Below are 21,103 nucleotides of genomic sequence, written 5' to 3'. Positions count from 1 at the left end.
TCATTCTTCAGGCTTGGCCGGGGTCTGACCCCATAAAGCCCCCGGAAACAACGAGGCCCCGTCGCTTGCGCGACGGGGCCTCGTGTTATCCGCAGGGCGGATCAGGGCATCAGCGGCCGAGCAGCTGGCTGATGTCCTTGGCCTCCCAGTGCGGGAAGTACTTGCGCACCAGGGCGTTGAGCTCGACCTCGAAGCCGGCCCAGTCGACCTCGCCCTCGGCCACGCCGCCGGCCTCGGCCGCGCCGCGGATCATGCCCGCGCCCACGGTGATGTTGGACAGCCGGTCGATGACGATGAAGCTGCCGGTGCCCGGGCTGCGGTCGTAGCTGTCGATCGGCACTTCGCCGGTCAGCGCCACGCGGCAGCGGGCGATGGCGTTGAGCTCCAGGCGCTCGGCCTGATGCTGCTCCAGGGTGTTGACGTCGACCTGGTAGTGGATGGTGTCGACGCTGCCCGCCACCGAACGGCCGGCGAGGCGGATGTCGACCTGGCGGCCCGGCTCGAGGGCCTGCTCGCTCATCCACACGATGTCGGCGTCGAAGGCCGCGGCCTCGGTCACCTCGGCATCGGCGGCCACGATCCAGTCGCCGCGGGAGATATCGATCTCGTCCTCGAGGGTCACGGTGATCGCCTGACCCGGGTAGGCGTCGTCCAGATCGCCGTCGAAGGTGACGATGCGCTCGACCGTGGAGGTCTTGCCGGACGGCAGCACCTTGACCGCCTGGCCGGGGCGCAGCACGCCCGCCTCCAGGGTGCCGGCGTAGCCGCGGAAGTCCAGGTTCGGGCGGTTCACGTACTGCACCGGCAGGCGCAGGTCGGTGAGGTTGTGATCGGCGCGGACCTCGACGCTCTCGAGCAGCTCGAGCAGCGCCGGGCCGTCGTACCACTCCATGGACTCGCTCTTGTTGACGACGTTGTCGCCCTTGAGCGCGGACAGCGGCACGAAGCGAATGTCGTCGGCGCCCAGCTGCTCGGCGAAGGCGCGGTACTCGGCGACGATCTCGTCGAAGCGCGCCTGGCTGTACTCGACCAGGTCCATCTTGTTGACCGCGATCACCAGGTGGCGGATGCCCACCAGGTCGGCGATGAAGCTGTGGCGCTTGGTCTGGGTCTGCACGCCGTAGCGGGCGTCGATCAGGATCACCGCCAGGCCGGCGGTGGACGCCCCGGTGGCCATGTTGCGGGTGTACTGCTCGTGGCCCGGGGTGTCGGCGATGATGAACTTGCGCTTGTCGGTGGAGAAGAACCGATAGGCCACGTCGATGGTGATGCCCTGCTCCCGCTCGGACTGCAGGCCGTCGACCAGCAGCGCCAGATCCACCTCTTCACCGGTGGTGCCGCTCTTCTTCGAGGCCTGGGTGATGGCCGCCAGCTGATCGTCGAAGATCATCTTGGAATCGTGCAGCAGCCGGCCGATCAGGGTCGACTTGCCGTCGTCGACGCTGCCGCAGGTGATGAAGCGCAGCAGGTCCTTGTTCTCGTGCTCGTGCAGGTACTGCTCGATGTTGTCGGCGATGAGTTCGGACTGATGTGACATGTTTAGAAATACCCCTCGCGCTTCTTCTTCTCCATCGAGCCGGCCTGGTCGTGGTCGATGGCGCGGCCGCTGCGCTCGCTGGTGCGGGTCAGCAGCATCTCCTGGATGATCTCGGGCAGCGTGGTGGCGGTGGATTCCACCGCGCCGGTCAGCGGGTAGCAGCCGAGCGTGCGGAAACGCACCCACTTCTCTTCCGGCACCTCGCCCTCCTCGAGCGGCAGGCGGTCATCGTCGACCATGATCTGCATGCCGTCGCGCTCGACCACCGGACGCGGCGCGGAGAAGTACAGCGGCACGATGTCGATGTTTTCGAGATAGATGTACTGCCAGATGTCCAGCTCGGTCCAGTTGGAGAGCGGGAAGGCGCGGATCGACTCGCCCTTGTTGATGCGAGCGTTGTACAGGTTCCACAGCTCGGGGCGCTGGTTCTTGGGGTCCCAGCGGTGGTGCTTGTCGCGGAAGGAGAACACCCGCTCCTTGGCGCGGCTGGCCTCTTCGTCGCGGCGCGCGCCGCCGAAGGCGGCATCGAAGCCGTACTTGTCCAGCGCCTGCTTGAGCGACTGGGTCTTCATCACGTCGGTGTAGCCGCTGGAGCCGTGATCGAAGGGGTTGATGCCCGCCTCGACGCCTTCCTGGTTGATGTGCTCGATCAGCTCCATGCCGGATTCCGCGGCCATGCGGTCGCGGAACTCGATCATCTCGCGGAACTTCCAGGTGGTGTTAACGTGCATCAGCGGGAACGGCGGCGGCCCGGGATAGAAGGCCTTGCGCGCCAGGTGCAGCATCACCGAGGAGTCCTTGCCGATGGAGTAGAGCATCACCGGGTTGGCGAACTCGGCGGCCACCTCGCGGATGATGTGGATGGACTCGGCTTCCAGCTGCTGCAGATGCGTCAGCCGCCGCGGCGTCAGGCCCGCAGCGGCACTGCTGCCCTCGGCCGTGACGGCACTATCGCGTGTCGGTGCATGAAGACTGTTCATGGCCCGGCTACCTCGCATGACGTGGGCGGAAAAAGGATCATGCGCCAGAGGGTACCCCGAGGGCGATAATAACGTAAAAGAATTAATATCTATCTTTTTAGACACAAAAGCGCTATCGCCAGTCGGGCTCGACGAACGCTCAGAGTTCGACGCGCTCCACCCAGGTCGCGAACGCGCCGCGACTCAGGTCGACGACCCGGAAGCCGGGGCGCGAGGCCTCGTCGACGGCGAAGTCCTCGGCGCCGGGCAGGAACTGATCGCTGGTCGAGGGACAGCCGTAGACGGGCACGCCGCCGGCGGCCTCCGGGCCGCGGCCGGCGAAGGCCTGATGGATGTGTCCGCAGAGCACCGCCTCGACGTGCGCGTGGTCGGCCACGACGTCCCAGAAGGCCGCGGCGTCGGCCAGGCCGAGCGCGTCCATCCAGGCGGAGCCCACCGCCACCGGCGGATGGTGCATGAGCACGAGCGTCGGCCGGTCGTCCTCGGCGAGCCGGGCGGCGAAGGCCGCCAGCCGGGCCTCGCCGAGTTCGCCGGCCTCCTGGCCGATGCGCTGGGTGTCGAGCAGCAGCAGGCGGCGCGCGTCCAGGTCCACGGCATCGAGGAAGGGCCGGCAGTCGGCCATCAGCCCGGGGTCGTCGTGGTTGCCGGGCAGCCAGAACCAGGGGCAGTCGAGCGGCGCCAGCAGGCGCTCGGCCTCGGCGTAGGAGGCGGCGGTGCGGTCCTCGCTGATGTCGCCGGTCAGCAGCACCATGTCGGGCCGCAGGCCGGCGGCGGCGGCCACCACGCGTTCGAGCTGGCGATGCGGCAGGCCGGTGCGGCAGCGGGCGGCAGGGTCGGCGTGCAGGTGGCAGTCGGTGATCTGGATCAGTCGCATCGGGCCGGGGCATCCTCGATGACGGCCCTGTGTCGGGGCCTGGGTGTTTCCGGGGTCGTGCGGCGCGTCACGGCAGTTCGGGCAGGTCCATGGAATGGCCGTGGGCCAGGCCGTGATCGAGCCATTCGCCGAGGAAGCGGTTGAGCTGCAACTTCTCGTCGGGCTGGTGCATGCGCGCGTTGGGATAGCGATAGCGGCCGTCGAAGTGGCGCTGACGCTGGAAGTCGTTGACCTCGGCCATGCGCACGTCGTGGTAGAGGTGCACGCGCATGCGCGGCGCCTCGAGCACGCCGTCTAGCACCCCGCGCTGGGACACCCGCACGATGCTGGTGTAGGGCGCTCGCTCGAGGAGCTCCAGGCACAGCGCGCCGACGCGGCGCCCATGGCTGACCAGCTCCACCTCGCGAGTCTCGCCGACCTCCATGTCGCCCAGCAGACGGGTCAGCCGCACGTAGTTGGCGGTGCACTCGCCCTGCAGGGTCTTCAGGTCAGTCACATAGGCGTTTCTCGACACGCTACCTCCTCGCTCGCAATGAGGCCCGCTCCGCCGCCAGCCAGTGGAAGGCGATCAGGCACATGGCATTGTCGAGTCTTCCGGCCAGCATGAGTTCCCAGGCCCGGGGGAAGGGCATCACGTGCACGCGGATGTCCTCGTGCTCCTCGTCGAGGCCGTGAATGCCGCCCAGGCCCTGGCTGTCGATCAGCCCGCAGAACAGCGTGACCCGCTCGTCGCAGGCCCCCGGGCTGGGGTAGTAGGTATGCAGCTCGATCAGCTCGCCCACCGGGCAGCCGGCCTCTTCCTCGGCCTCGCGGCGGGCGACGTCGGCGCGGCTCTCGCCGTGCTCGACCAGCCCCGCCACGACCTCGAGCTTCCAGGGCGAGGCCGGATCGTCCAGGGCGCCGGCGCGAAACTGCTCCACCAGCGCCACGGCGTCCCGTTCCACATCGTAGAGCAGCACGCCCACGGCGTCATGCCGGCGATGCACCTCGCGCGTGACCGGCGCGCTCCAGCCGCCCTCGAACAGGCGGTGGCGCAGGTGCATCTCCTCGAGGCGGAAGAAGCCCTGATGCAGGCAGCGCCGCTCGATCATCTCCACGTCGCCGGCATCGAAGGGCGCGGCATCGAGCGCATCGGCGGCGTGCTGTGGATCCTGTTCCGACATGAACTCTCCGGTGATCGCGAAAGCGCCCATTATCCCGGTGCGACGGAATCCTGCCAAGCTCACCGCTCGCCTCGCCCTTCATGCCGATAGGCGCCCGCCTACTCCTCGAGTCGAGCGACCATGGCCCTGGCCTCGTCGCGCAGCGCCGCATCGGAGGCCTCGCGCCCCTGGCGAGCCACCCCTTCGGCCGCCCGCCGGGCATGCGCCAGCGCCTCGGCGTCCCGCCCCTCGTCCTCGAGGAAGGCGGCGTAGTAGAGGTGGACGTCGATGCCGTCGGGGCGGATGGCCTCGGCGCGGCGGAACATCCGCTCGGCGGTCTCCTCGTCGCCGAAGGCCACCGGCCAGCCCGGAGCACGATCATAGAGCGCCCCCAGGGTCACGTAGGCCGAGCCCTGGAGCCCTCGAGGGTCCCGCTCGAGGGCCGATTCCAGCACCCGGCGCGCCTCCTTGGCCGCCCCCAGGGCGTCGAGGCCACCGCTCTCCCGGGCCAGGGAGGCCAGGATGATGCCGCGCCAGACGCTCGCCTCCGTGCTCTCGGGGTGAGACTCGGCCAGCGTCTTCGCCTCCGCGGCGAGGGACGCGAGGGCATCGACGCGACGCGCCTCCGGCATCGCGGTGGTGGTGTGCTCCCAGCGGCTGCGCAGCGAGAACAGCTCGTCCTGCGGGGCCTGAGCTTGGGCCTGGAGCAACGGGGCGAACACGAGCCCCATTCCGAGAACGAGAGACGGCAGGCGGCGTGTGGACATGGCGCTTTCCTCATGCGTTGTGATTGTGGTTGTCCGGATGACGCCATGAAAATGTAACGAACGTTTGAATCAATCGCCAATCTGGCCTCGACTGCCTCCTCGCCTCACAATGGAAGCCTTTGCTTCGCATCCCACAGGAGGGCGCCGACGATGAAAGGCCGCAACATGACCCGCTGGCGCGATCCCGCCAAGGACCCGCGCCAGGAACCCAAGAGCAACCTGATCACCGCCGAGGGCGCCGATCGCCTGCGCGGCATCCTCGACCACCTGTCGCGGGTCAAGCGCCCCGCCCTCTCGACCAAGGTCGGCGAGGCCGCCGCCCTGGGCGATCGCAGCGAGAACGCCGACTGCCAGAAAGAACCTCAAATGACATACTATAAACTTCAAGCCTTTGTTTTTTAATGATTAAAAAATAGTATCAATACTAATTAGAGGTACTATTTACCCATGCGCCTCCGCAACGTGCAGCTTCGATACCCACCGCTCTGCGACCTCTGTTGCCGACAGCTCATCCCAGCTCAAAGCCCCCTCTAGAAATATGGCAGTAACCATAGCCTCCAAGTTTGAACTCGTAACTTCTTGAGGCAAGGATCTGGCAATTTTTAGCTCCCAACCTCTGGTTTTAACTTTAGACAGGTAGCTCTCAAGAAACCTGGTGAACAAATGCTCAGCAGCAAAGCTATTGACATACTCTACATGCATATATTCAATTACATCTTTCACCATCCTGATCATAGTATAGTAAGCTTTATCCAGCGGATATGTAACAGCAATATGTCTAAGAACAGCATCCAGTTTGATGTTATGATTTATTTTCAACCTATAGCTCATCCCCAGATACCCAACAACAGCATAAAGCTTCTCAACCCGAACATCATTTACTAGACGCCTAATATCTTCAATATCATCAATTGTTACACATCCTTCGACCACATCACCGTTTACTGCCTGCATAAAGTCACTGATATCATATAAACCATCAGGCAAGTTAATATAGAAACCTGGCTGAGGAATACCCCTGAGCCCTGCATTGGAGAGCAAAGATTTCTTTTCGGCACTCCCGCCTCTTAAGCGAGCATATGCCGTTACAGCCTCGTCTCCCATTGGCTCGACGCGCCTGACGGCCTTCCTAGCAACCAAAGAGTTGAGAGCTTCAGCATCTATACTCTTAAAGCCAGACCAGCCAAACCCACCAGCCCCGAGCTTCAAAGGTCCATCGCCATCATAATTCATAGTGAGAATTGCCAGAAGAAACACTTTATCCAGATACTTAAGATCTGAATACTCATAGCCCTCTACTGACAAAGATGACTCCAAGTACTCAACAAGCTTCTTCTCACATTCCTCGTCAAACTTCTCTCTCTGCTCTTGCAAACAATTTTTACAGGTCCCCCTCTTCCCCTTGAGAGCCTCTTTATACTTCATCCTGCTTGACAACAAAACCACATCCCCACAAGAACCACATAGCCCCACACCTCCTGGCGCACAAAACCCAGAACCTTTTTTAATTATAACTCTAATATCTCCCTCACGCAGACCATGCCTCTCTGAAACTCTAGAAACTGAGTAGGCAAAGCCACCGTTTACACCGCCATCATCCGTCACCAACCAATAGTCATTTATTACCTCAACCTCTTCAGATGACAAGTCGCCGAAATAGCAAATGAACCCAACTTCATTATCATTCTTCATCACGTTCAACTCAAACACACCATGGAAATGACAATATAGGCGCAGCCATATGCTAGGTCAAACAGCACATAGACCATGCGCCTGTTAAGAAATGAATGATGAATGGCGAGAGGGAGAGCCAGAGAGGCAGAGGATCAGAGAGAGGGACGGAGGGAGCCGATCGAAGAATCATATACTTTAGGACTAGGAGGTTTCTAACAGGCTGGGGCATTTACTATTGTATATATGATAGAATAAAGAGGTCCGCTATCGGCCAAAAGCGGACTAACCCTCGGGGGCTATTATAGTTGGATTAAACCTTTCCCCCATCTGAATGGTTGCATTCCACCACAAGAAAACCTTGGTTTTCTTTACATGATGGCCAGAGAGAGGGCCATAGGACACTGCTGAAGAGGCCCCGCGACCTACCTCATAGCCCCACAGGTACCGGAAGCTGCCCGGTAAGCTCTATGATGGCCTCCCGCGGCATCGGCCTGGCGAAGTAGAACCCCTGCAGCAAGTCGCAGTTGCGGCGGATCAGGTCCTGCTGCTGCTCCCGCTCCTCGATGCCTTCGGCCACCACCGTCAGGTCCAGGTGATGGGCCATGGTGATGATGCCTTGCACGATGGCGGCGTTGCTGCGGCTGGTGGCAATGTCCTGGATGAAGGCCCTATCGAGCTTGACCTTGTGGATCGGCAGGTCGCGCAGGTAGCTGAGGCTGGAGAAGCCGGTACCGAAGTCGTCCAGCGCGACCCGGATCCCCAGCGCCTTGAGCTCGTTGATCAGCGTGATGGCCTGCTCGGCGCCGTCAAGCAGCACACTCTCGGTGACCTCCAGTTCCAGTAGCTCGGGCGGCAAGTCGGCATCGTCCAAAGCCGCCTTCACGTCGGCCAGGAAGCCGTCACGGCGAAACTGCAGTGAGGAGATGTTCACGGCAACCGGCCCCCCGAGCCCGCCTGCGGCACGCATCGCCGCGGCGTCCTGGCAGGCACGTCGTAGGATCCAGCGCCCCAGGGGAATGATCTGGCCGGTCTGCTCGGCCAGCGGGATGAACACCCCAGGCGAGATCATCCCACGCTCGGGGTGGTGCCAACGGATCAGGGCCTCCATGCCGCGGATACGTCCGTTCACCGCCTCCACGATCGGCTGATAGTAGAGCTCGAATTGATCTTGGCGCAGTGCCGTGTGCAGATCGTGTCGCAACAGCACCGCCTCTTCGGTACCGCGATGTTGGTCGCCCTGATACCAGTACCAGGTATTACGCCCCTGCTGCTTGGCATCGCCGACCGCCAGATCGGCACGCTGCATCAGCTCATAGGCATACGCCACGCTCTCACAGTTGCAGGCGATGCCGATGCTGGCACTGATGTGCAGGGCACGGTCCTCGATCAAGAACGGCTGCGCCAGAGCACTCAGCACGTCCTCGGCCATCTCGACCCCGGCCTGGCGGCTGTCGAGGCCAGGCAGTAGCAAAGCAAACTCGTCGCCGGTCATACGAGCCAGGCTCGCGTCACCGTCCACCACCTGACGCAGACGCTCGCTGACCGCCACCAACAACTGGTTGCCGATGTGATAGCCCAGGCCGTCGTTGACAGCCTTGAAGCCGTCCAGGTCGAGATGCATCACCACCAGCAGCCCCTGATCCTCCTGAACCCGCTCGAAGGCCGCCTGAAGGTGTTCATCGAAGGCGGTGCGGTTGGGCAGGCCGGTGAGCAGGTCATGGGTTGCCTGGTGGGCGATCTGCGCTTCCTGTTCGCGCTGCCGGGTGATGTCCTGCTGGATGCCGATGTAGTGCGTGCAGGCACCGTCGGCATCGAACACCGGGCTCAGCGAGAGGTGGTTCCAGAAGGGCGTGCCGTCCTTGTGATAGTTGCGCAGGGTAGTCTCGGTGGACTGTCGCTCGATGATCGCCCGGCGAATGACAGCAAGCGCCTCGGGGTCAGTGTCTGGCCCCTGCAGGAAGCGGCAGTTGCGGCCCAGCACCTCCAGAGGCGTGTATCCAGTGAGGCGATAGAAGGCCTCGTTGGCATACACCAGGGGCATGTCGGGCTGGGTCGCGTCGGCCATGACCACGCCGTTGGGGGTGGCCTGGATGCCTCGCTCCAGTAGAAGGCGATCCTCTTCCTCCTGCTTGCGGGCGGTGATGTCACGGCAGACGCCGTATACCCCCACCACCTCGCCATCCACCGAGACCGGGAAGTTGAGGATCTCCAGCCGATAGGGGTGCCCATCGCGGTGGGTGCCCATGGTTTCGTACTGGTGCGACCCGCCCTGTCGGGCAATATCGAACCCGGCCAGGGTCAGCTCGCGATACTCAGGCTCAATGAACTCGTTGAAGTGCCGGCCAATCAAGGCGTCTTCGGGATACCCCGTGATCCGTGTCAGCGCGGCATTACCCCGCTGGAAGTGACCCTCCAGGTCGAACTCGTAGACCCCGTCGGGGTGGTTCACGAACAACGAGCGGTGCCATTCGGAGAGGGCTCGGTGGCTGGAGGCATCGCGGTCACGCAGGATCGCCAGTGCCACCAGCGCCGCGGCCTGCTTCATGCGCCGACGACCAGTATCGGTAGGCTGCTTTGGCTCGCGGAAGTAGATGCCGAAGGTGCCCAGCAACTCACCTTCGGCGGTCAGCACAGGATTGGACCAGCAGGCTCTTAGCCCTTCTCGATCGGCAGCATCGCGAAACGGCGTCCAGCGCGGGTCGTTGCGAATGTCCTCGGTGACCACTGGCTCGCGGCAGAAGGCCGCGCTGCCGAAGGAAGCCGCATCGGGCCCGATGGGCACCGCTTGAAGGCACTCTTCGTAGGCCCTGGAGAAGCGCTGGCTGGGGATGAGGCTCAGGGTCTGACGGCGGGAATCGAAGCGCATGAAGGCCACGATGCCATCTGGCAACAGGATCTCGATCCAGCGGGCAATGGCATCCAAAGTCTCCTCGAGCGGCACCTGCTTCGCGATCCGTTCATGAACGTCCTGCTGCGCCTCCATCAGCGCTAATTCGTTAAGCACTACCGTGCCTCCATGCCGCCTTTCTCCTGGGGGTACGTGCGCTCTGGTTCACTTACCACCCTCCATGGGAAGGATAGTGGCCGAGCCGGTCCTGACGGGCAAGGTACACGCGCCTCACGAGCCATATCGTCTACCGAAGATGACGCTACGAGGCTTTTGCTGGATACTTGCGCGCGCTCGGCGAGCAGGCATGCCTCGCCTTGCTCCTGACGTCGTGAACTCTTCGCCTGCACGGATTGCGGCTGACCTGCTTCGAGGCTCCGCCATTGATCATTAAAGCGTTCTGGGCCCGCCTGACGGTGGCGGTCCTGCTCCCTGTATCCCTGGTCACCCTGACCCTGACGCCGATCGTCGTCTCGCACCTGGAAGAGCGAGTCGACGGTACGCGCCGGTCGGCAGAAGCCCTGCTCGCGTCTGAATACGACCTGCTCCTGCGCGGCATGAATGAAAGCTTCAACCAGGTGCTGGCCACCGCCGAGTACCCGCTGCTCAGACGTTTCCTGTCCCGTCAGGACGCTGCCGAAACACCGACATGGGGCCTGGCGGCGCAAAGCGACTGGGAGCAGCTGGAGGCCCTGTTCGATACCCTGCTGACGCACTTCGGCCGCTATACGCGCCTGGCGGTGGTCGACACTGAGGGGCGTGAGTGGGTGGCCACCTCTACGGTCCCGCTGCTACCACGGCCACCGGTGGTCGACCATGGCACCTCGACCGCCTTCCTTCAGGCCATGGCCCTGCAGGCGCGGGACCTGTATGTCTCTTCCCCTCACCTCGGCGCCTCCGGTGCAGAGCAAACGCCGGTGACCACCGTCATCGATATCGCCACGCCGATCGTCGGTGATCAGGGCGAGCGCCTGGGCGTGCTGCTGTTCACCCTCGACTGGTCACGCCTCACCGCCTCATTGCCGCATGCCCGCGAGAGCCGCGGCGAGGCCCTGTTGGCGGGAGCCCAGGGGCGATGGCTCTTGCCCGATACCGACGGCCAGGAGGCGCGCTTCGGCCAGCCCGTGGCCACACACTGGCCAGCGGCCTGGAGCGCGATGTCCGACCGCAACCAGGGTACCGTCACCCTGGAGAACCACCTGCTCGCCTTTCGCAGCCACGATCTGCGCACCCAGCACTATCGCAGCCAGGCCGGCACCATCATCAGCGACCCGGGTACCCAACCCTGGCGACTCGGCATCCTGATGCTGCGCCCGACGCTCTGGGGGCTACTCAAGGAGAACCCGGTGCAGCCGCTGGCCATCGCCTTGGTCTACCTGTTGTCAGTGGCCTTCGGGCTGTTCTGGGTCCTCAGCAACCACCGGCTCCGCGGGCTACGGCAGCGTGCATTGCTGTTCTCTCGCGAGGCCCGCCAGTATGCCAACGAGGTACAGGACCTCTACGAGCACGCCCCCTGTGGCTATCACTCCCTGGACAGCGATGGCCGGGTCATCAAGATCAACCGCACCGAGCTGGAGTGGTTGGGCTATCGCGCTGACGAGGTGATCGAGAAACGCCGCTACCGGGACTTCGTGACCCCGGAGACCCGCGCGGCCTTCGATGCCGCCTTCCGCCAAGTGCTGGGGGAAGGCCAGGAGGGCAGTGCCGAGTGCGAGCTGCAGTGTCGCGATGGCACTCGTCTGCCGGTGGCGATTCAGGCCACCGCCCAGGTCACCGACGACGGCTTCCAGTATTCCCGTGCCATGGTGTTCGACCTCAGCGAGCGCAAAGCGCTGGAAGAGCGATTGGAACGACAGGCGCTCGCCGACCCGCTCACCGGCCTCGGCAACCGCCGCGCCCTGGAGGACCAAGCCGCCATGGAGATCGCCCGCGCCGAGCGCAGCGGGGCGCCGCTGTCGCTGATCGCCGTCGACCTCGACCACTTCAAGCGCATCAACGATACCTATGGCCACGACGTGGGCGATATGGTGCTGCAGGCCTTCGCCAAGCTGGCCCGCCAGGTGCTGCGTGATGGTGATGTGCTGTGCCGCATGGGCGGTGAAGAGTTTGCCGTGCTGCTGCCCGATACCCACCGCGAGCAGGCCCTACAGGTCGCCGAGCGCCTCCGCGAGGCGGTTGCCACCACCCCCGCCCAGGTCGGCCAGGACGCCACGGAAGACGGCACACTGGCCTACACCGCCTCACTGGGCGTGACGCTGGTGTGTGCCGGGGAGACCACCCTGAAACCGGCCATCAAGCGTGCCGACCAAGGGCTCTACGCCGCCAAGGAGACAGGGCGCAACCGTGTGGAATGGGAAGAGGCCTGACCCCTGACGAAAAATGCCCCTGGTGACGGGACCGACACCAGGGGCAAACAAGGGCAAATAATCAGGGAAGCGCCTCTGGCCAGAGGCGCAGTGCCAATGCCTACGCAGGGGCAAGCTTGCTGAATATTAGCACCCTCACATGATGCCCCGAGTGTCGCTTCATTCCCACCCCAGGCCCGAGGCCCTCCACCACACAGCGTGTCAGGAGTCGGCTGCTCGGCGCTCCGAGGCTTCGGAGTGACTGGCCTTCAAGGCGGCATAGAGGGCTGTCTTGCTGACCTTGATCCGGGCGGCGGCCTCACGGACGTTCAGCCCATTCGCCAGGTGCTCCCTCGCCCGCTTCAGCTTGTCGTCGGTGACGACGGGCTTGCGTCCTCCTTTGCGCCCACGAGCGGCGGCAGCGGCCAGTCCCGCCTTGGTGCGATCACGGATCAGGTCGCGCTCGAACTGCCCCAGGGCGCCGAACACATGGAAGATTAGCCGCCCACCCGGCGTGGTGGTATCGATGGCTTCGGTCAGCGACCGGAAGCCGACACCACGCGCCTCCAGGGTGCTGACCACCTCGATCAGATGCGGCAGCGAGCGTCCCAGCCGATCCAGTCGCCATACGACCAGCACATCCCCCACGCGTAGGAACTCCAGGGCCGCCGTCAGGCCGGGGCGTTCCGCCTGGGCCCCGGAGACGGTGTCATCGAAGATTCGCTCGCACCCTGCCTTGAGAAGCGCATCGGTCTGCAAAGCGGAGTCCTGCTCCGCCGTCGAGACCCGCGCATAGCCGATCAGTGCCATGGACCGCCCTTTTGTCCGCTTATCCGTCCGTCTATCTTATTGTCCGCAAACCCATCCTACAAGCTTATTCTCGGACACTGTCCGGCTTGGCCGCCTAACGATCGTTTTCTGGACACCCTTCGTTGCATGTAACGGAAGGGAGCGCCACCCTGTTACATGAAACGAAAGGAGGATTCGCCATGGTGGCAACCGACAACGTGAACAACCGGGTGAAAAGGCACCGTGCTGCTTTGCGAGCGGCCGGCCTGCGCCCGATCCAGATCTGGGTACCGGATACCCGCCAACCCGGCTTCGCCGAAGAAGCCCGCCGTCAGTGCGCTGCCGTTGCGGCTGCCGACGCCCGGGATCAGGATCTGCAGGACTTCATGGATGCCGCCCTCCTGGACCTGGACGACGACGAGTGTGACGCATGAGGCGTGGCGACCTGGTGACCATTGCCCTGTCAGGTGACTTCGGGAAGCCGCTTCCCGCCCTCATCATCCAGTCGGATCAGTTTGCTGGAACCGGCAGTGTGACGGTGTTGCTGCTCTCCAGCACCCGAGTCGATGCCCCGCTGATCCGTCTCGATGTGGAGCCCACCCCCGACAATGGCTTGCAGCGACGCTCCCAGATCATGGTGGACAGCCCATGACAGTGAAGCGAGAGAGGGTAGGAGAGGCCTTCGGCCACCTCGACGACAGCACCATGGTCGCCGTCAACAGAGCGCTGGCCGTCTTCCTGGGCTTCGCGTGAGGGAGAGGGTGTACCGCTTGGTTTATTTACGTCGCTGGACACACTTTTCAGCCCACTTTGCCCGTTGACTCGTCGAGGTCAGTCATAGCAGGCTCTTCGCTATCAAGTATCACCCTGTCACGACCACCACGTTTGGCCCGGTAACTGGCAGCATCGGCGCGGTCGAGAACAGCCTTGATTGACTCCTCACCTGATTGGAAGTGGCTCACGCCGATGCTGGCAGTCACGTACCAGCGCTTATCCCCTTGTTCCACGGGGCAAGACCCAATCTGCTCTCGCAGTGCCTCGGCGAGAACCAGCGCCTGATCGGGGCTACAACCACTCAGTAGCACGGCAAACTCATCCCCGCCCTGGCGAGCGGCATGATCACTGCTTCGCACCACGCTGCGCACTGCGTCCGCCACCTGCTGCAGCATGCGGTCGCCTAGTGCATGCCCCCCCTGGTCATTGACCGGCTTGAAGTGATCGAGGTCGAAGAGCAGTACCGCTGTCGGCGTGCCAGTCTTCTGCCACTCCACCAGGGCTTCTTCAAGATAGCGTGTCAGGCCACGTCGGTTGAGTAGTCCGGTCAGCGGATCGTGCTCGGTCTCCCAGCGGCGCAGAGCGTTTTCATGGCGGTCCTGGGTGATATCGCGCACCATCCCGACGATACCGATGAACTCACCTTCGACATGAATCGCTCCAGCATGTACGTCCAGCCAGCGCGGGATACCTTCAGCACCCAGGAGGCGGAACTGGCGCATGAAGTCGCAGCGGCCGGCCAGGCTTTGATGCCAGGCCTCTATCACGGCTGGACGGTCCTCAGCATGGATCCGTTTACCCCAGGTATCCATATCGAGCGATTCATCACCTCCCAGAAGCTCCTCGAGGGCAGCATTGATGAAGGTCACCTGCCCTCTCGAGTCCGTGACGAACATCCCTTGAGGCGAAGCGGCCAAGGTGCCTCGCAACAAGGCCTCACGCTCCGCCAGATCCTGCAAGTTGCCCCGTCGCTCGCGCTCGGTCTCGTTGATCACATCAATGACCCGGCGCAGCTCAGGCATGTGCGTAGGAATTTCCAGCAGATAACGCCGTTCATTCTGAAGCTCACGGACCTGCTCTGCCAGGCGTGTCAGTGGACGAAGCGTCAACCAGATCAGCCCCCCGACCAAGGGTAGAACCAATACCAGCGCCCCCCAAGCATGGAAGGAGATGCGTTGCATACCGGCCACCAGCGGCGCCTCGGCCTGCGACTGTGGCAGGTGCACGCCCACGATCCAGCCGGCTGGCCAGATCTGACGATACGCTACCAGCTGGGCTTCACCGGTGACTGCCTTGCCGGCGCTTTCCCCCTCCCAGCCGTACAGTGCTCGTTCGAGCACCGGAGAAAGCTGCTCTGGAAGGGCAACGATAGGCTGCTCCTGATCAGGGTGAAATAGCCGCTTGCCGGACGCGGTGGTAATGGTGACATACCCACCGTCGCCCAGGCGCAGCCGCTCGAAGCTCTTGAAGAGTCGGCTCTCATTGATGTTGACCAGGCCTCCCAAAAAGCCGGTGTAGCGTCCCGCGCCGTCTCGCAACGGGACCAGCATCATCACCAAAGGAGATCCGGTGATGCGCCCCACGAAAGGCTCGCTGACGTACGGGCGCCGGAAAGCATGCATGAAACGCGCATACTCTCGATCGGGGAAGCTGGCCCCCACCCGGCCGTCACCGATAGGCCAAGCGTCTACAACTCGTGTGTCGCGATCGAAAAGAGTGAGACCTTCGAAGAGGGGAGACAAGGAGTGTCCATGCTGGGCATCAAGGGCACCACGGACTGGTTCAGGAATCTGCTTCGCTAACTGCTCCAACTCATCCAGACGCTCATCGACCTGATAGGTGATGGAATTGCTGATCAGCTCAGCTTCATAACGCAGGTGCTGGTGGTTGGTCTCGTCCACCAAGATACGACCCGCTTGCCAGCCGAGGGTCAGAAGCGTCACGCACAACACCCCCCACAGCATCGCGGCGCCAACCAGCAAGCGTCCACGCAGAGTCATCAGAGGGAGCTTGAGAGGGAGTTTCAGGAGACCCAAAATTTCGGTGTCAGCACCAGGTCTCTTTGCATTAGAACTTGATGTCATCAGCATTATGCTGCACCAGAATATCTCTAGCCGCCAGAGCCCCCACCCTCCTCAGACAAAAAGCCCCTGGTGACGGGGAGGCACCAGGGGCAAAATAATGGGTATCCGGATTATCTGGTTGGTATGCGAGAGCGAAAGGTGGCCGACAAACTCAACCCACAACGGATTAGCTGGTTGATGGCTCGCTGAGTACGCTCACTTGCTAGAGAGCAGATACTTCACCAAACAGGCGATGCCCAGGACCAGTAGCAATAGTAGGGCAATTCCGATCACTGGCATTATCCAGCCCATCGCCCCCATCATCCCGCAATCTGGTAGTGTCGTGTTCATCGTGACAGGGCTCCCTGTGGTGTCCATGCCCAAAACCCGTGGTGCCGCCGCCCAGTGGCACCACGGTCGCGCTCATATCGTTCACCCGGCACAGCAGGACAACTGCGTCACATCCTTGGTGAAAGTCTGGGCACAGAGCTTGAGCCCTTCCACCATGGTCAGGTAGGGAAACAGCTCATTGGCGATGTCGTGTACGGTCATGCGTGCGCGTAGCGCCATCACCGCCGTCTGGATCAGCTCACCGGCTTCCCCCGCCACCGCCTGCACCCCCAGCAACCGGCCCGAGTCGCGTTCGGCCACCAGCTTGATGAAACCACCGGTGTCGAAATTCACCAGCGCACGCGGCACGTTTTCCAGGTCCAGCTCACGGGTATCGACGCTGAAGCCTTGCTCGATGGCCTCGGCTTCCGTCAGGCCGACGGTGGCCACCTGGGGGTCGGTGAAGATCACCGCCGGCATGGCGCTCAGGTCCAGGGTGGCTTCGCCCCCGGTCATGTTGACGGCAGCCCGGCTGCCCCCGGCGGCGGCGACATAGACGAACTCCGGCTGATCGGTGCAGTCACCGGCGGCATAGAGCCCCGGCACCGTGGTGTGCAGATGCTCATCGACCAGAATAGCCCCATGTGCGGTTTCCACGCCGAGGCTCGCCAGGTTCAGGGCCTCGGTATTGGGTGTCCGTCCGGTGGCCACCAGCAGTTGATCCGCCCGCAAGGTGCCGGCGTTGGTGTCGACAATGAATTCATTGTCGGTGTAGTCCACACGGCTCGCCTGGGTCTGCTTGAGGACCTCGATGCCCTCGCGGCGAAACGCCGCCTCCACCGCATCCCCTACCGCCGGGTCTTCCTGGGAGAGCAGGCGGCTGCGGGCCAGCACCGTGACCCGGCTGCCCAGCCTGGCGAAGGCCTGGGCCAGTTCCAGGGCCACCACCGAGGCGCCGATCACAATCAGCCGCTCGGGAAGAGTGTCCAGGGCCAGAGCACTGGTAGAGGTCAGGTAGGGGGTGTCGGCAAGACCCGGGATCGGCGGTACTGCCGGTCGGGCGCCAGTACCGATGAAGGCGCGGTCGAAGTGGACGACCTGCTCGCCGCCCTCGTTCAGCTTGACCATCAGGCTATGGGCATCGATAAACCGGGCCTCGCCGTGCAGGACAGTGATGGCCGGGTGGTCGCGCAGAATCCCCTCGTACTTGGCGTCACGCAGTTCCTCGACACGTCGCTGCTGCTGCTCGAGCAGCTTGGCCCGATCCACCACCGGCGCCTGGGCGCTCAGGCCTGCATCGAAGGGACTTTCCGTACGCAAGTGGGCAATATGGGCCGCGCGAATCATGATCTTCGAAGGCACACAGCCTGTATTGACACAGGTACCGCCGACGGTGCCGCGTTCGATCAGGGTGATCCGGGCGCCGCGCTCGGCGGCCTTCAGGGCCGCCGCCATGGCGGCGCCGCCGCTGCCGATCACCGCGATGTGCGGGGCGTCTTCATCACGGCCCTTGGACACCGATGCGCCTGCCGGGGAAGTGGGCCCACTGTTGGCCAGTCGAGCTTGGTAGCCAAGTCGGGTCACGGCAAACGTCAACGCCGAGGCCGGTGTCCCCGGATCAACGGCTACCGATGCCGTCCTCTGAGGATAGGATACCTCCACCGACTGCACGCCGGGCAGCTTCTCCAAGGCTTCCCTGACATGATCCGCACAGCGGTCACAGGTCATGCCGCTCACGTTGAGTTCAATCATCACGTTTCTCCGAGTCTTCATTAGTAAAGCCGGCATCCTGCTTCCGCTTGTGGTATCGCGCGTAGAGAGGTAAGCCGATGACGATGGCCAGGACGGCAAACAGCAGGTAATCGAGATAGCCTGCCAACGCGGCCAGGCCCGCCGTACCGAATAGCACCAGGGCGATTGGCCCGGCGCAACACAGCACCATCAACCCGGTGCCAAGCACGACGCTTATAAATTTCTGCGAATCTTTCACGCTTATTCCTTCACCGTGACGGACAAGCTCGTAAACAACTCACCCGATGACCGCGATGTGCAGCTGCTTGATGTCACTCAGGGGGCGTATTCCTTGATTTGATAGAGCCGTTGTCACAACAGGCGTCGAACTGCTTCTTACGCCAAATCGCATAAATGGTCAGGCCGATGAAGAAGGCCAGGGCCGGCAATAACACAACGTCGAGATAGCCCGTCAGCGCCGCCAGGCCCACCGTGCCAAGCAGGATCACCAGGATCGGCGTAAAGCAGCACAATGCCACCAGGACGGTGCCGATCACGCTCACGCGCAGCAGGGTCTTGGGATTCTTCATGATCACTCTCGATCCGCTTGCGAGGATGTCGGGGTTGATGGATACCCAGCGTTGGTGGTGGCCTCGGTCAATGCCTCCACCGACGTTCGGGCGTCGTCAAAGGTGACCACGGCCTCGAGATCCGCGTAGCTCACGTCGACTTGCGAGACGCCGTCCACCTTGTTGAGGGCGGCCTTGACGGTGATCGGGCAGGCGGCACAGGTCATGCCCGGCACCGACAGCTTCACGGTCTGCAAGGCCGCTAAGGCGGGCGTGCTGAGCAGGGCGAGTAGCGCGATGAAGGCGAAACGAGCTTTCATGGTAGATCTCCTTTTAATAGAACAAGGGCAAGACGTAGGGGAATACCAGGGCGATTAGCACCAGCAGCGATACGAGCCAGAAGATCGCCTTGTAGCCCGTCCTGACCCGTGGCACGGCACACACCTCTCCCGGCTGGCACTTTTCCACTGGCCGAAAGACGCGACGCCAGGCGAAGAACATCGCCACCAGCGCGACGCCGATAAAGAGCGGGCGATAGGGCTCCAGCGACGCCAGATTGCTGATCCAGGCGCCGGAAACGCCCAGCGTGATCAGAACCAGCGGGCCGAGGCAACACGCCGAGGCCAGGAGGGCCGCGACTCCTCCGGCGGCCAGGGGCCCTCGCCCCGTTTTAGGTGTCCGCATTGACGATTCTCCTTTCGGGATGGGGGGAGCTACGATAAGGTTACTTCCGTAGCTTGGTACGGAGTCAAGCATCATGAAGAGACATGCAGATAAAGTGGCGGACACCATGACCATTGGCGGCCTGGCCAAGGCGGCCGGCGTCAATGTCGAGACAATCCGCTATTACCAGCGACGAGGGCTATTATCGGAGCCCGAACGACCTCCCGGAGGTATTCGACGCTATAGTGCCGCCGATATCGACAGGTTGACGTTCGTGAAAACGGCGCAGCAGCTGGGCTTTAGTCTGGATGAGATCAGTGACCTACTTCGGCTGGAAGATGGCGCCCACTGTCAAGAAGCCAGTGCTCTCGCAGAGCACAAGTTAGGGGACGTTCGCGAGAAGATCGACAGGCTTGAAAGAATTGAGAAGGTGCTGAGCGAAATGGTCGACCGATGCCATGCACAACAAGGCAATATCACTTGCCCGCTAATTGCGTCATTGCATGAAGGGCTCAGAGAAGCAGAAGACCCAAGGGAGTAAATCACCTTCAGTTCGTAGAAAACAACGCGGTCAAAGAGTCGCAATCATCTATGGACCATGTCGACAAGGAAAGTTTGCATGACCAGCTTGCCTGACAACATCCTGCACCTTCCCGAGTACCACGTCCTAGCCACCAAGATGGAAGAGCATGATCTCCACTACCAGGTCGAAGCTCCTGAGCCTCTAGCTTGCGAGGAATGCGGCGTTGAGAGTGAGTTTGTCAGGTTCGGCAAGCGCGATGTGGCCTATCGCGACCTACCCATCCACGGAAGGCGGGTCACCCTCTGGGTGGTCCGTCGCCGCTACACCTGCCGGGCGTGTGGAAGGACGTTCCGGCCAGCTCTTCCGGAAATGGTAGACGATCACCGCATGACGCGGAGGCTTTACAACCACGTCGAGAAGGAAGCCTTCAATCACCCCTACGCCTACGTGGCTGATACCACGGGCCTCGACGAGAAGACTGTCCGCGAGATATTCAAGAAGAAGGCTGAGTTCCTGGCAGCCTGGCATCGCTTCGAGACACCCCGCTGCCTGGGGATCGACGAGCTGTACCTGAACCGCCGCTACCGCTGCATCCTGACCAACCTGGAGGAGCGTACCCTACTGGACCTGCTGCCCGGTCGCCAGCAGGACGCGGTGACGAGGCGCCTCATGAGCATGACCGAGCGCCACCAGGTCGAGATCGTCAGCATGGATATGTGGAAACCCTACCGCCGTGCTGTCCAGGCGGTGCTGCCGCAGGCTCGCATTGTGGTCGATAAGTTCCACGTCGTGCGAATGGCCAACGAGGCCTTGGAAAAGGTCCGCAAGGGGCTCAGGAAAAAGCTGACGTCCAACCAGCGCCGAACCCTCAAGGGTGACCGGAAGATCCTGCTGAAGCGCGCTCACGATGTCTCAGATCGCGAACGGCTCATCATGGAGACCTGGACAGGGGCATTCCCCCAGCTCTTGGCGGCCTACGAGCACAAGGAGCGGTTCTTCCACATCTGGGACGCCACAACCCGGCGTGACGCCGAGAAGGCGCTGACTGCCTGGATTGACGACATCCCACAGGGGCAAAAGGAGGTCTGGAAAGATCTCGTCAGTGCTATCAGTGGCTGGCATGAGGAGATGCTGACCTACTTCGAGACCGACATCCCGATCACCAACGCCTTCACGGAGTCAATCAACCGGCTGGCCAAGGATAAGAACCGCGATGGCCGTGGCTACTCATTCGAGGTGATGCGGGCCCGGATGCTCTACACCACCAAGCACAAGAAGAAGGTGCCGCAGACCAAGGAATCCCCCTTCCTGGGCAAGGCCACCATGACCTACAGCATGGGTCTTCCCGAGCCTGAGAAAAACTACGGCGTCGATCTATCAACCTTCTGGAAGAGTTAAGGGTTCGAAGGAGCAAGGGGCTCCATCTACCACTTAATCCGGATACCCGCCTTAACT

Annotated in this window: 21 protein-coding genes and 1 pseudogene; 7 read left to right on the top strand and 15 right to left on the bottom strand. The window is 62.6% G+C overall.

The annotated features are described in order from the left end of the window. Positions 1-109 precede the first annotated feature (109 nt). From cysN to FIU88_RS04290, 6 genes are all read right to left on the bottom strand, one after another. Positions 110-1,537, bottom strand: a complete 1,428-nt coding sequence (gene cysN, locus FIU88_RS04315; protein WP_152478313.1) for a sulfate adenylyltransferase subunit CysN — start codon at positions 1,535-1,537, stop codon at positions 110-112. 2 nt (positions 1,538-1,539) lie between these two features. Beyond that, positions 1,540-2,433 carry a sulfate adenylyltransferase subunit CysD gene (gene cysD / locus FIU88_RS04310; protein ID WP_253742803.1) on the bottom strand — a complete coding sequence of 298 codons (894 nt, stop codon included), beginning with the start codon at positions 2,431-2,433 and terminating at the stop codon, positions 1,540-1,542. A gap of 223 nt (positions 2,434-2,656) precedes the next feature. Then, positions 2,657-3,391 (bottom strand): metallophosphoesterase, encoded by a 735-nt coding sequence (locus FIU88_RS04305; protein ID WP_152478311.1) that lies wholly within the window; start codon positions 3,389-3,391, stop codon positions 2,657-2,659. A gap of 67 nt (positions 3,392-3,458) precedes the next feature. Next, the gene (locus FIU88_RS04300) at positions 3,459-3,905 is read right to left on the bottom strand and encodes a DUF1249 domain-containing protein (RefSeq protein WP_016856122.1); all 447 of its coding nucleotides are present in this window, start codon (positions 3,903-3,905) and stop codon (positions 3,459-3,461) included. Between the two features lies 1 nt (position 3,906). After that, the gene (locus tag FIU88_RS04295) at positions 3,907-4,482 is read right to left on the bottom strand and encodes an NUDIX domain-containing protein (protein WP_237738471.1); all 576 of its coding nucleotides are present in this window, start codon (positions 4,480-4,482) and stop codon (positions 3,907-3,909) included. Positions 4,483-4,652: 170 nt separating this feature from the next. Then, complete coding sequence (locus FIU88_RS04290; protein WP_152478309.1) at positions 4,653-5,300, bottom strand: hypothetical protein; 648 nt, start codon at positions 5,298-5,300, stop codon at positions 4,653-4,655. A 150-nt stretch (positions 5,301-5,450) separates the two neighbouring features. Here FIU88_RS04290 and FIU88_RS04285 point away from each other — a divergent pair. Further along, positions 5,451-5,648, top strand: a pseudogene (locus FIU88_RS04285) (transcription elongation factor GreB); the annotation flags it as partial. Positions 5,649-5,741: 93 nt separating this feature from the next. On the opposite strand, the gene FIU88_RS04280 reads toward FIU88_RS04285, so the two are convergent. Next, on the bottom strand, positions 5,742-6,995 hold the full coding sequence (locus tag FIU88_RS04280; protein ID WP_152478308.1) for a hypothetical protein: 1,254 nt from the start codon (positions 6,993-6,995) through the stop codon (positions 5,742-5,744). A 406-nt stretch (positions 6,996-7,401) separates the two neighbouring features. After that, on the bottom strand, positions 7,402-9,978 hold the full coding sequence (locus FIU88_RS04275) for an EAL domain-containing protein (RefSeq protein ID WP_253065017.1): 2,577 nt from the start codon (positions 9,976-9,978) through the stop codon (positions 7,402-7,404). A 266-nt stretch (positions 9,979-10,244) separates the two neighbouring features. Here FIU88_RS04275 and FIU88_RS04270 point away from each other — a divergent pair, with 266 nt between their 5' ends. Continuing rightward, entirely contained in the window at positions 10,245-12,227 is a 1,983-nt protein-coding gene (locus FIU88_RS04270) for a diguanylate cyclase (RefSeq protein WP_152478307.1), read from the top strand. Positions 12,228-12,428: 201 nt separating this feature from the next. On the opposite strand, the gene FIU88_RS04265 is transcribed toward FIU88_RS04270, so the two are convergent. Further along, positions 12,429-13,016: a recombinase family protein gene (locus FIU88_RS04265; RefSeq protein ID WP_152478306.1), complete on the bottom strand. Its 588-nt coding sequence runs from the start codon at positions 13,014-13,016 to the stop codon at positions 12,429-12,431. A gap of 179 nt (positions 13,017-13,195) precedes the next feature. Here FIU88_RS04265 and FIU88_RS04260 point away from each other — a divergent pair, with 179 nt between their 5' ends. From FIU88_RS04260 to FIU88_RS19370, 3 genes are read left to right on the top strand one after another with little or no spacing between them, the layout of a single operon-like run. After that, positions 13,196-13,429, top strand: coding sequence for an antitoxin MazE family protein (locus FIU88_RS04260; protein WP_152478305.1), 234 nt, complete (start codon positions 13,196-13,198; stop codon positions 13,427-13,429). Continuing rightward, positions 13,426-13,647, top strand: a complete 222-nt coding sequence (locus tag FIU88_RS04255; protein ID WP_253065015.1) for a type II toxin-antitoxin system PemK/MazF family toxin — start codon at positions 13,426-13,428, stop codon at positions 13,645-13,647. The genes FIU88_RS04260 and FIU88_RS04255 overlap by 4 nt, the downstream gene beginning before the upstream one ends. Then, positions 13,644-13,748, top strand: coding sequence for a type II toxin-antitoxin system PemK/MazF family toxin (locus tag FIU88_RS19370; protein WP_253742710.1), 105 nt, complete (start codon positions 13,644-13,646; stop codon positions 13,746-13,748). Before FIU88_RS04255 ends, FIU88_RS19370 begins: the two co-directional genes overlap by 4 nt. Positions 13,749-13,795: 47 nt before the next feature. On the opposite strand, the gene FIU88_RS04250 is transcribed toward FIU88_RS19370, so the two are convergent. The 6 genes from FIU88_RS04250 to merT all read right to left on the bottom strand — a co-directional run bounded on the left by FIU88_RS04250 (position 13,796) and on the right by merT (position 19,146). After that, complete coding sequence (locus FIU88_RS04250; RefSeq protein ID WP_152478304.1) at positions 13,796-15,859, bottom strand: diguanylate cyclase; 2,064 nt, start codon at positions 15,857-15,859, stop codon at positions 13,796-13,798. 405 nt (positions 15,860-16,264) lie between these two features. After that, positions 16,265-17,914 (bottom strand): mercury(II) reductase, encoded by a 1,650-nt coding sequence (merA, locus tag FIU88_RS04245; RefSeq protein WP_008957401.1) that lies wholly within the window; start codon positions 17,912-17,914, stop codon positions 16,265-16,267. After that, positions 17,907-18,152: a mercury resistance system transport protein MerF gene (gene merF / locus FIU88_RS04240; protein ID WP_008957402.1), complete on the bottom strand. Its 246-nt coding sequence runs from the start codon at positions 18,150-18,152 to the stop codon at positions 17,907-17,909. The genes merA and merF (FIU88_RS04240) overlap by 8 nt, the downstream gene beginning before the upstream one ends. A gap of 73 nt (positions 18,153-18,225) precedes the next feature. After that, positions 18,226-18,483, bottom strand: coding sequence for a mercury resistance system transport protein MerF (gene merF, locus FIU88_RS04235; protein WP_008957403.1), 258 nt, complete (start codon positions 18,481-18,483; stop codon positions 18,226-18,228). A gap of 2 nt (positions 18,484-18,485) precedes the next feature. Then, a complete protein-coding gene (gene merP / locus FIU88_RS04230) occupies positions 18,486-18,782 on the bottom strand; it encodes a mercury resistance system periplasmic binding protein MerP (RefSeq protein ID WP_006911918.1) in 297 nt (98 codons plus the stop codon). Positions 18,783-18,795: 13 nt separating this feature from the next. Further along, positions 18,796-19,146: a mercuric ion transporter MerT gene (merT, locus tag FIU88_RS04225; protein WP_008957404.1), complete on the bottom strand. Its 351-nt coding sequence runs from the start codon at positions 19,144-19,146 to the stop codon at positions 18,796-18,798. A 73-nt stretch (positions 19,147-19,219) separates the two neighbouring features. Between merT and merR the strand changes: the two genes are divergently transcribed. Both merR and FIU88_RS04215 read left to right on the top strand, forming a co-directional pair. Beyond that, positions 19,220-19,666, top strand: coding sequence for an Hg(II)-responsive transcriptional regulator (gene merR / locus FIU88_RS04220; protein WP_006911920.1), 447 nt, complete (start codon positions 19,220-19,222; stop codon positions 19,664-19,666). Between the two features lie 78 nt (positions 19,667-19,744). Further along, positions 19,745-21,046, top strand: coding sequence for an ISL3 family transposase (locus tag FIU88_RS04215; protein WP_008957405.1), 1,302 nt, complete (start codon positions 19,745-19,747; stop codon positions 21,044-21,046). The last annotated feature ends 57 nt before the right edge of the window (positions 21,047-21,103 follow it).

The sequence above is a fragment of the Halomonas sp. THAF12 genome (genome assembly GCF_009363675.1).
Classification (GTDB): Bacteria; Pseudomonadota; Gammaproteobacteria; order Pseudomonadales; family Halomonadaceae; genus Halomonas; species Halomonas smyrnensis.
Note: the sequence above shows the minus strand (reverse complement) of the source record. Positions and strands in the feature narration are given on the sequence as shown.

Excerpts from the sequence above, each read along its gene's own strand:
- FIU88_RS04305 (WP_152478311.1), bottom strand. The coding sequence starts at position 3,391 with ATGCGACTGATCCAGATCACCGACTGCCACCTGCACGCCGACCCTGCC.
- merA (WP_008957401.1), bottom strand. The coding sequence starts at position 17,914 with ATGATTGAACTCAACGTGAGCGGCATGACCTGTGACCGCTGTGCGGAT.
- FIU88_RS04255 (WP_253065015.1), top strand. The coding sequence starts at position 13,426 with ATGAGGCGTGGCGACCTGGTGACCATTGCCCTGTCAGGTGACTTCGGG.
- FIU88_RS04215 (WP_008957405.1), top strand. The coding sequence starts at position 19,745 with ATGACCAGCTTGCCTGACAACATCCTGCACCTTCCCGAGTACCACGTC.
- FIU88_RS04265 (WP_152478306.1), bottom strand. The coding sequence starts at position 13,016 with ATGGCACTGATCGGCTATGCGCGGGTCTCGACGGCGGAGCAGGACTCC.
- cysN (WP_152478313.1), bottom strand. The coding sequence starts at position 1,537 with ATGTCACATCAGTCCGAACTCATCGCCGACAACATCGAGCAGTACCTG.
- FIU88_RS04290 (WP_152478309.1), bottom strand. The coding sequence starts at position 5,300 with ATGTCCACACGCCGCCTGCCGTCTCTCGTTCTCGGAATGGGGCTCGTG.
- merR (WP_006911920.1), top strand. The coding sequence starts at position 19,220 with ATGAAGAGACATGCAGATAAAGTGGCGGACACCATGACCATTGGCGGC.
- FIU88_RS04250 (WP_152478304.1), bottom strand. The coding sequence starts at position 15,859 with ATGCTGATGACATCAAGTTCTAATGCAAAGAGACCTGGTGCTGACACC.
- FIU88_RS04295 (WP_237738471.1), bottom strand. The coding sequence starts at position 4,482 with ATGATCGAGCGGCGCTGCCTGCATCAGGGCTTCTTCCGCCTCGAGGAG.
- merF (WP_008957403.1), bottom strand. The coding sequence starts at position 18,483 with ATGAAGAATCCCAAGACCCTGCTGCGCGTGAGCGTGATCGGCACCGTC.
- merT (WP_008957404.1), bottom strand. The coding sequence starts at position 19,146 with ATGCGGACACCTAAAACGGGGCGAGGGCCCCTGGCCGCCGGAGGAGTC.
- merP (WP_006911918.1), bottom strand. The coding sequence starts at position 18,782 with ATGAAAGCTCGTTTCGCCTTCATCGCGCTACTCGCCCTGCTCAGCACG.
- FIU88_RS04260 (WP_152478305.1), top strand. The coding sequence starts at position 13,196 with ATGGTGGCAACCGACAACGTGAACAACCGGGTGAAAAGGCACCGTGCT.
- FIU88_RS19370 (WP_253742710.1), top strand. The coding sequence starts at position 13,644 with ATGACAGTGAAGCGAGAGAGGGTAGGAGAGGCCTTCGGCCACCTCGAC.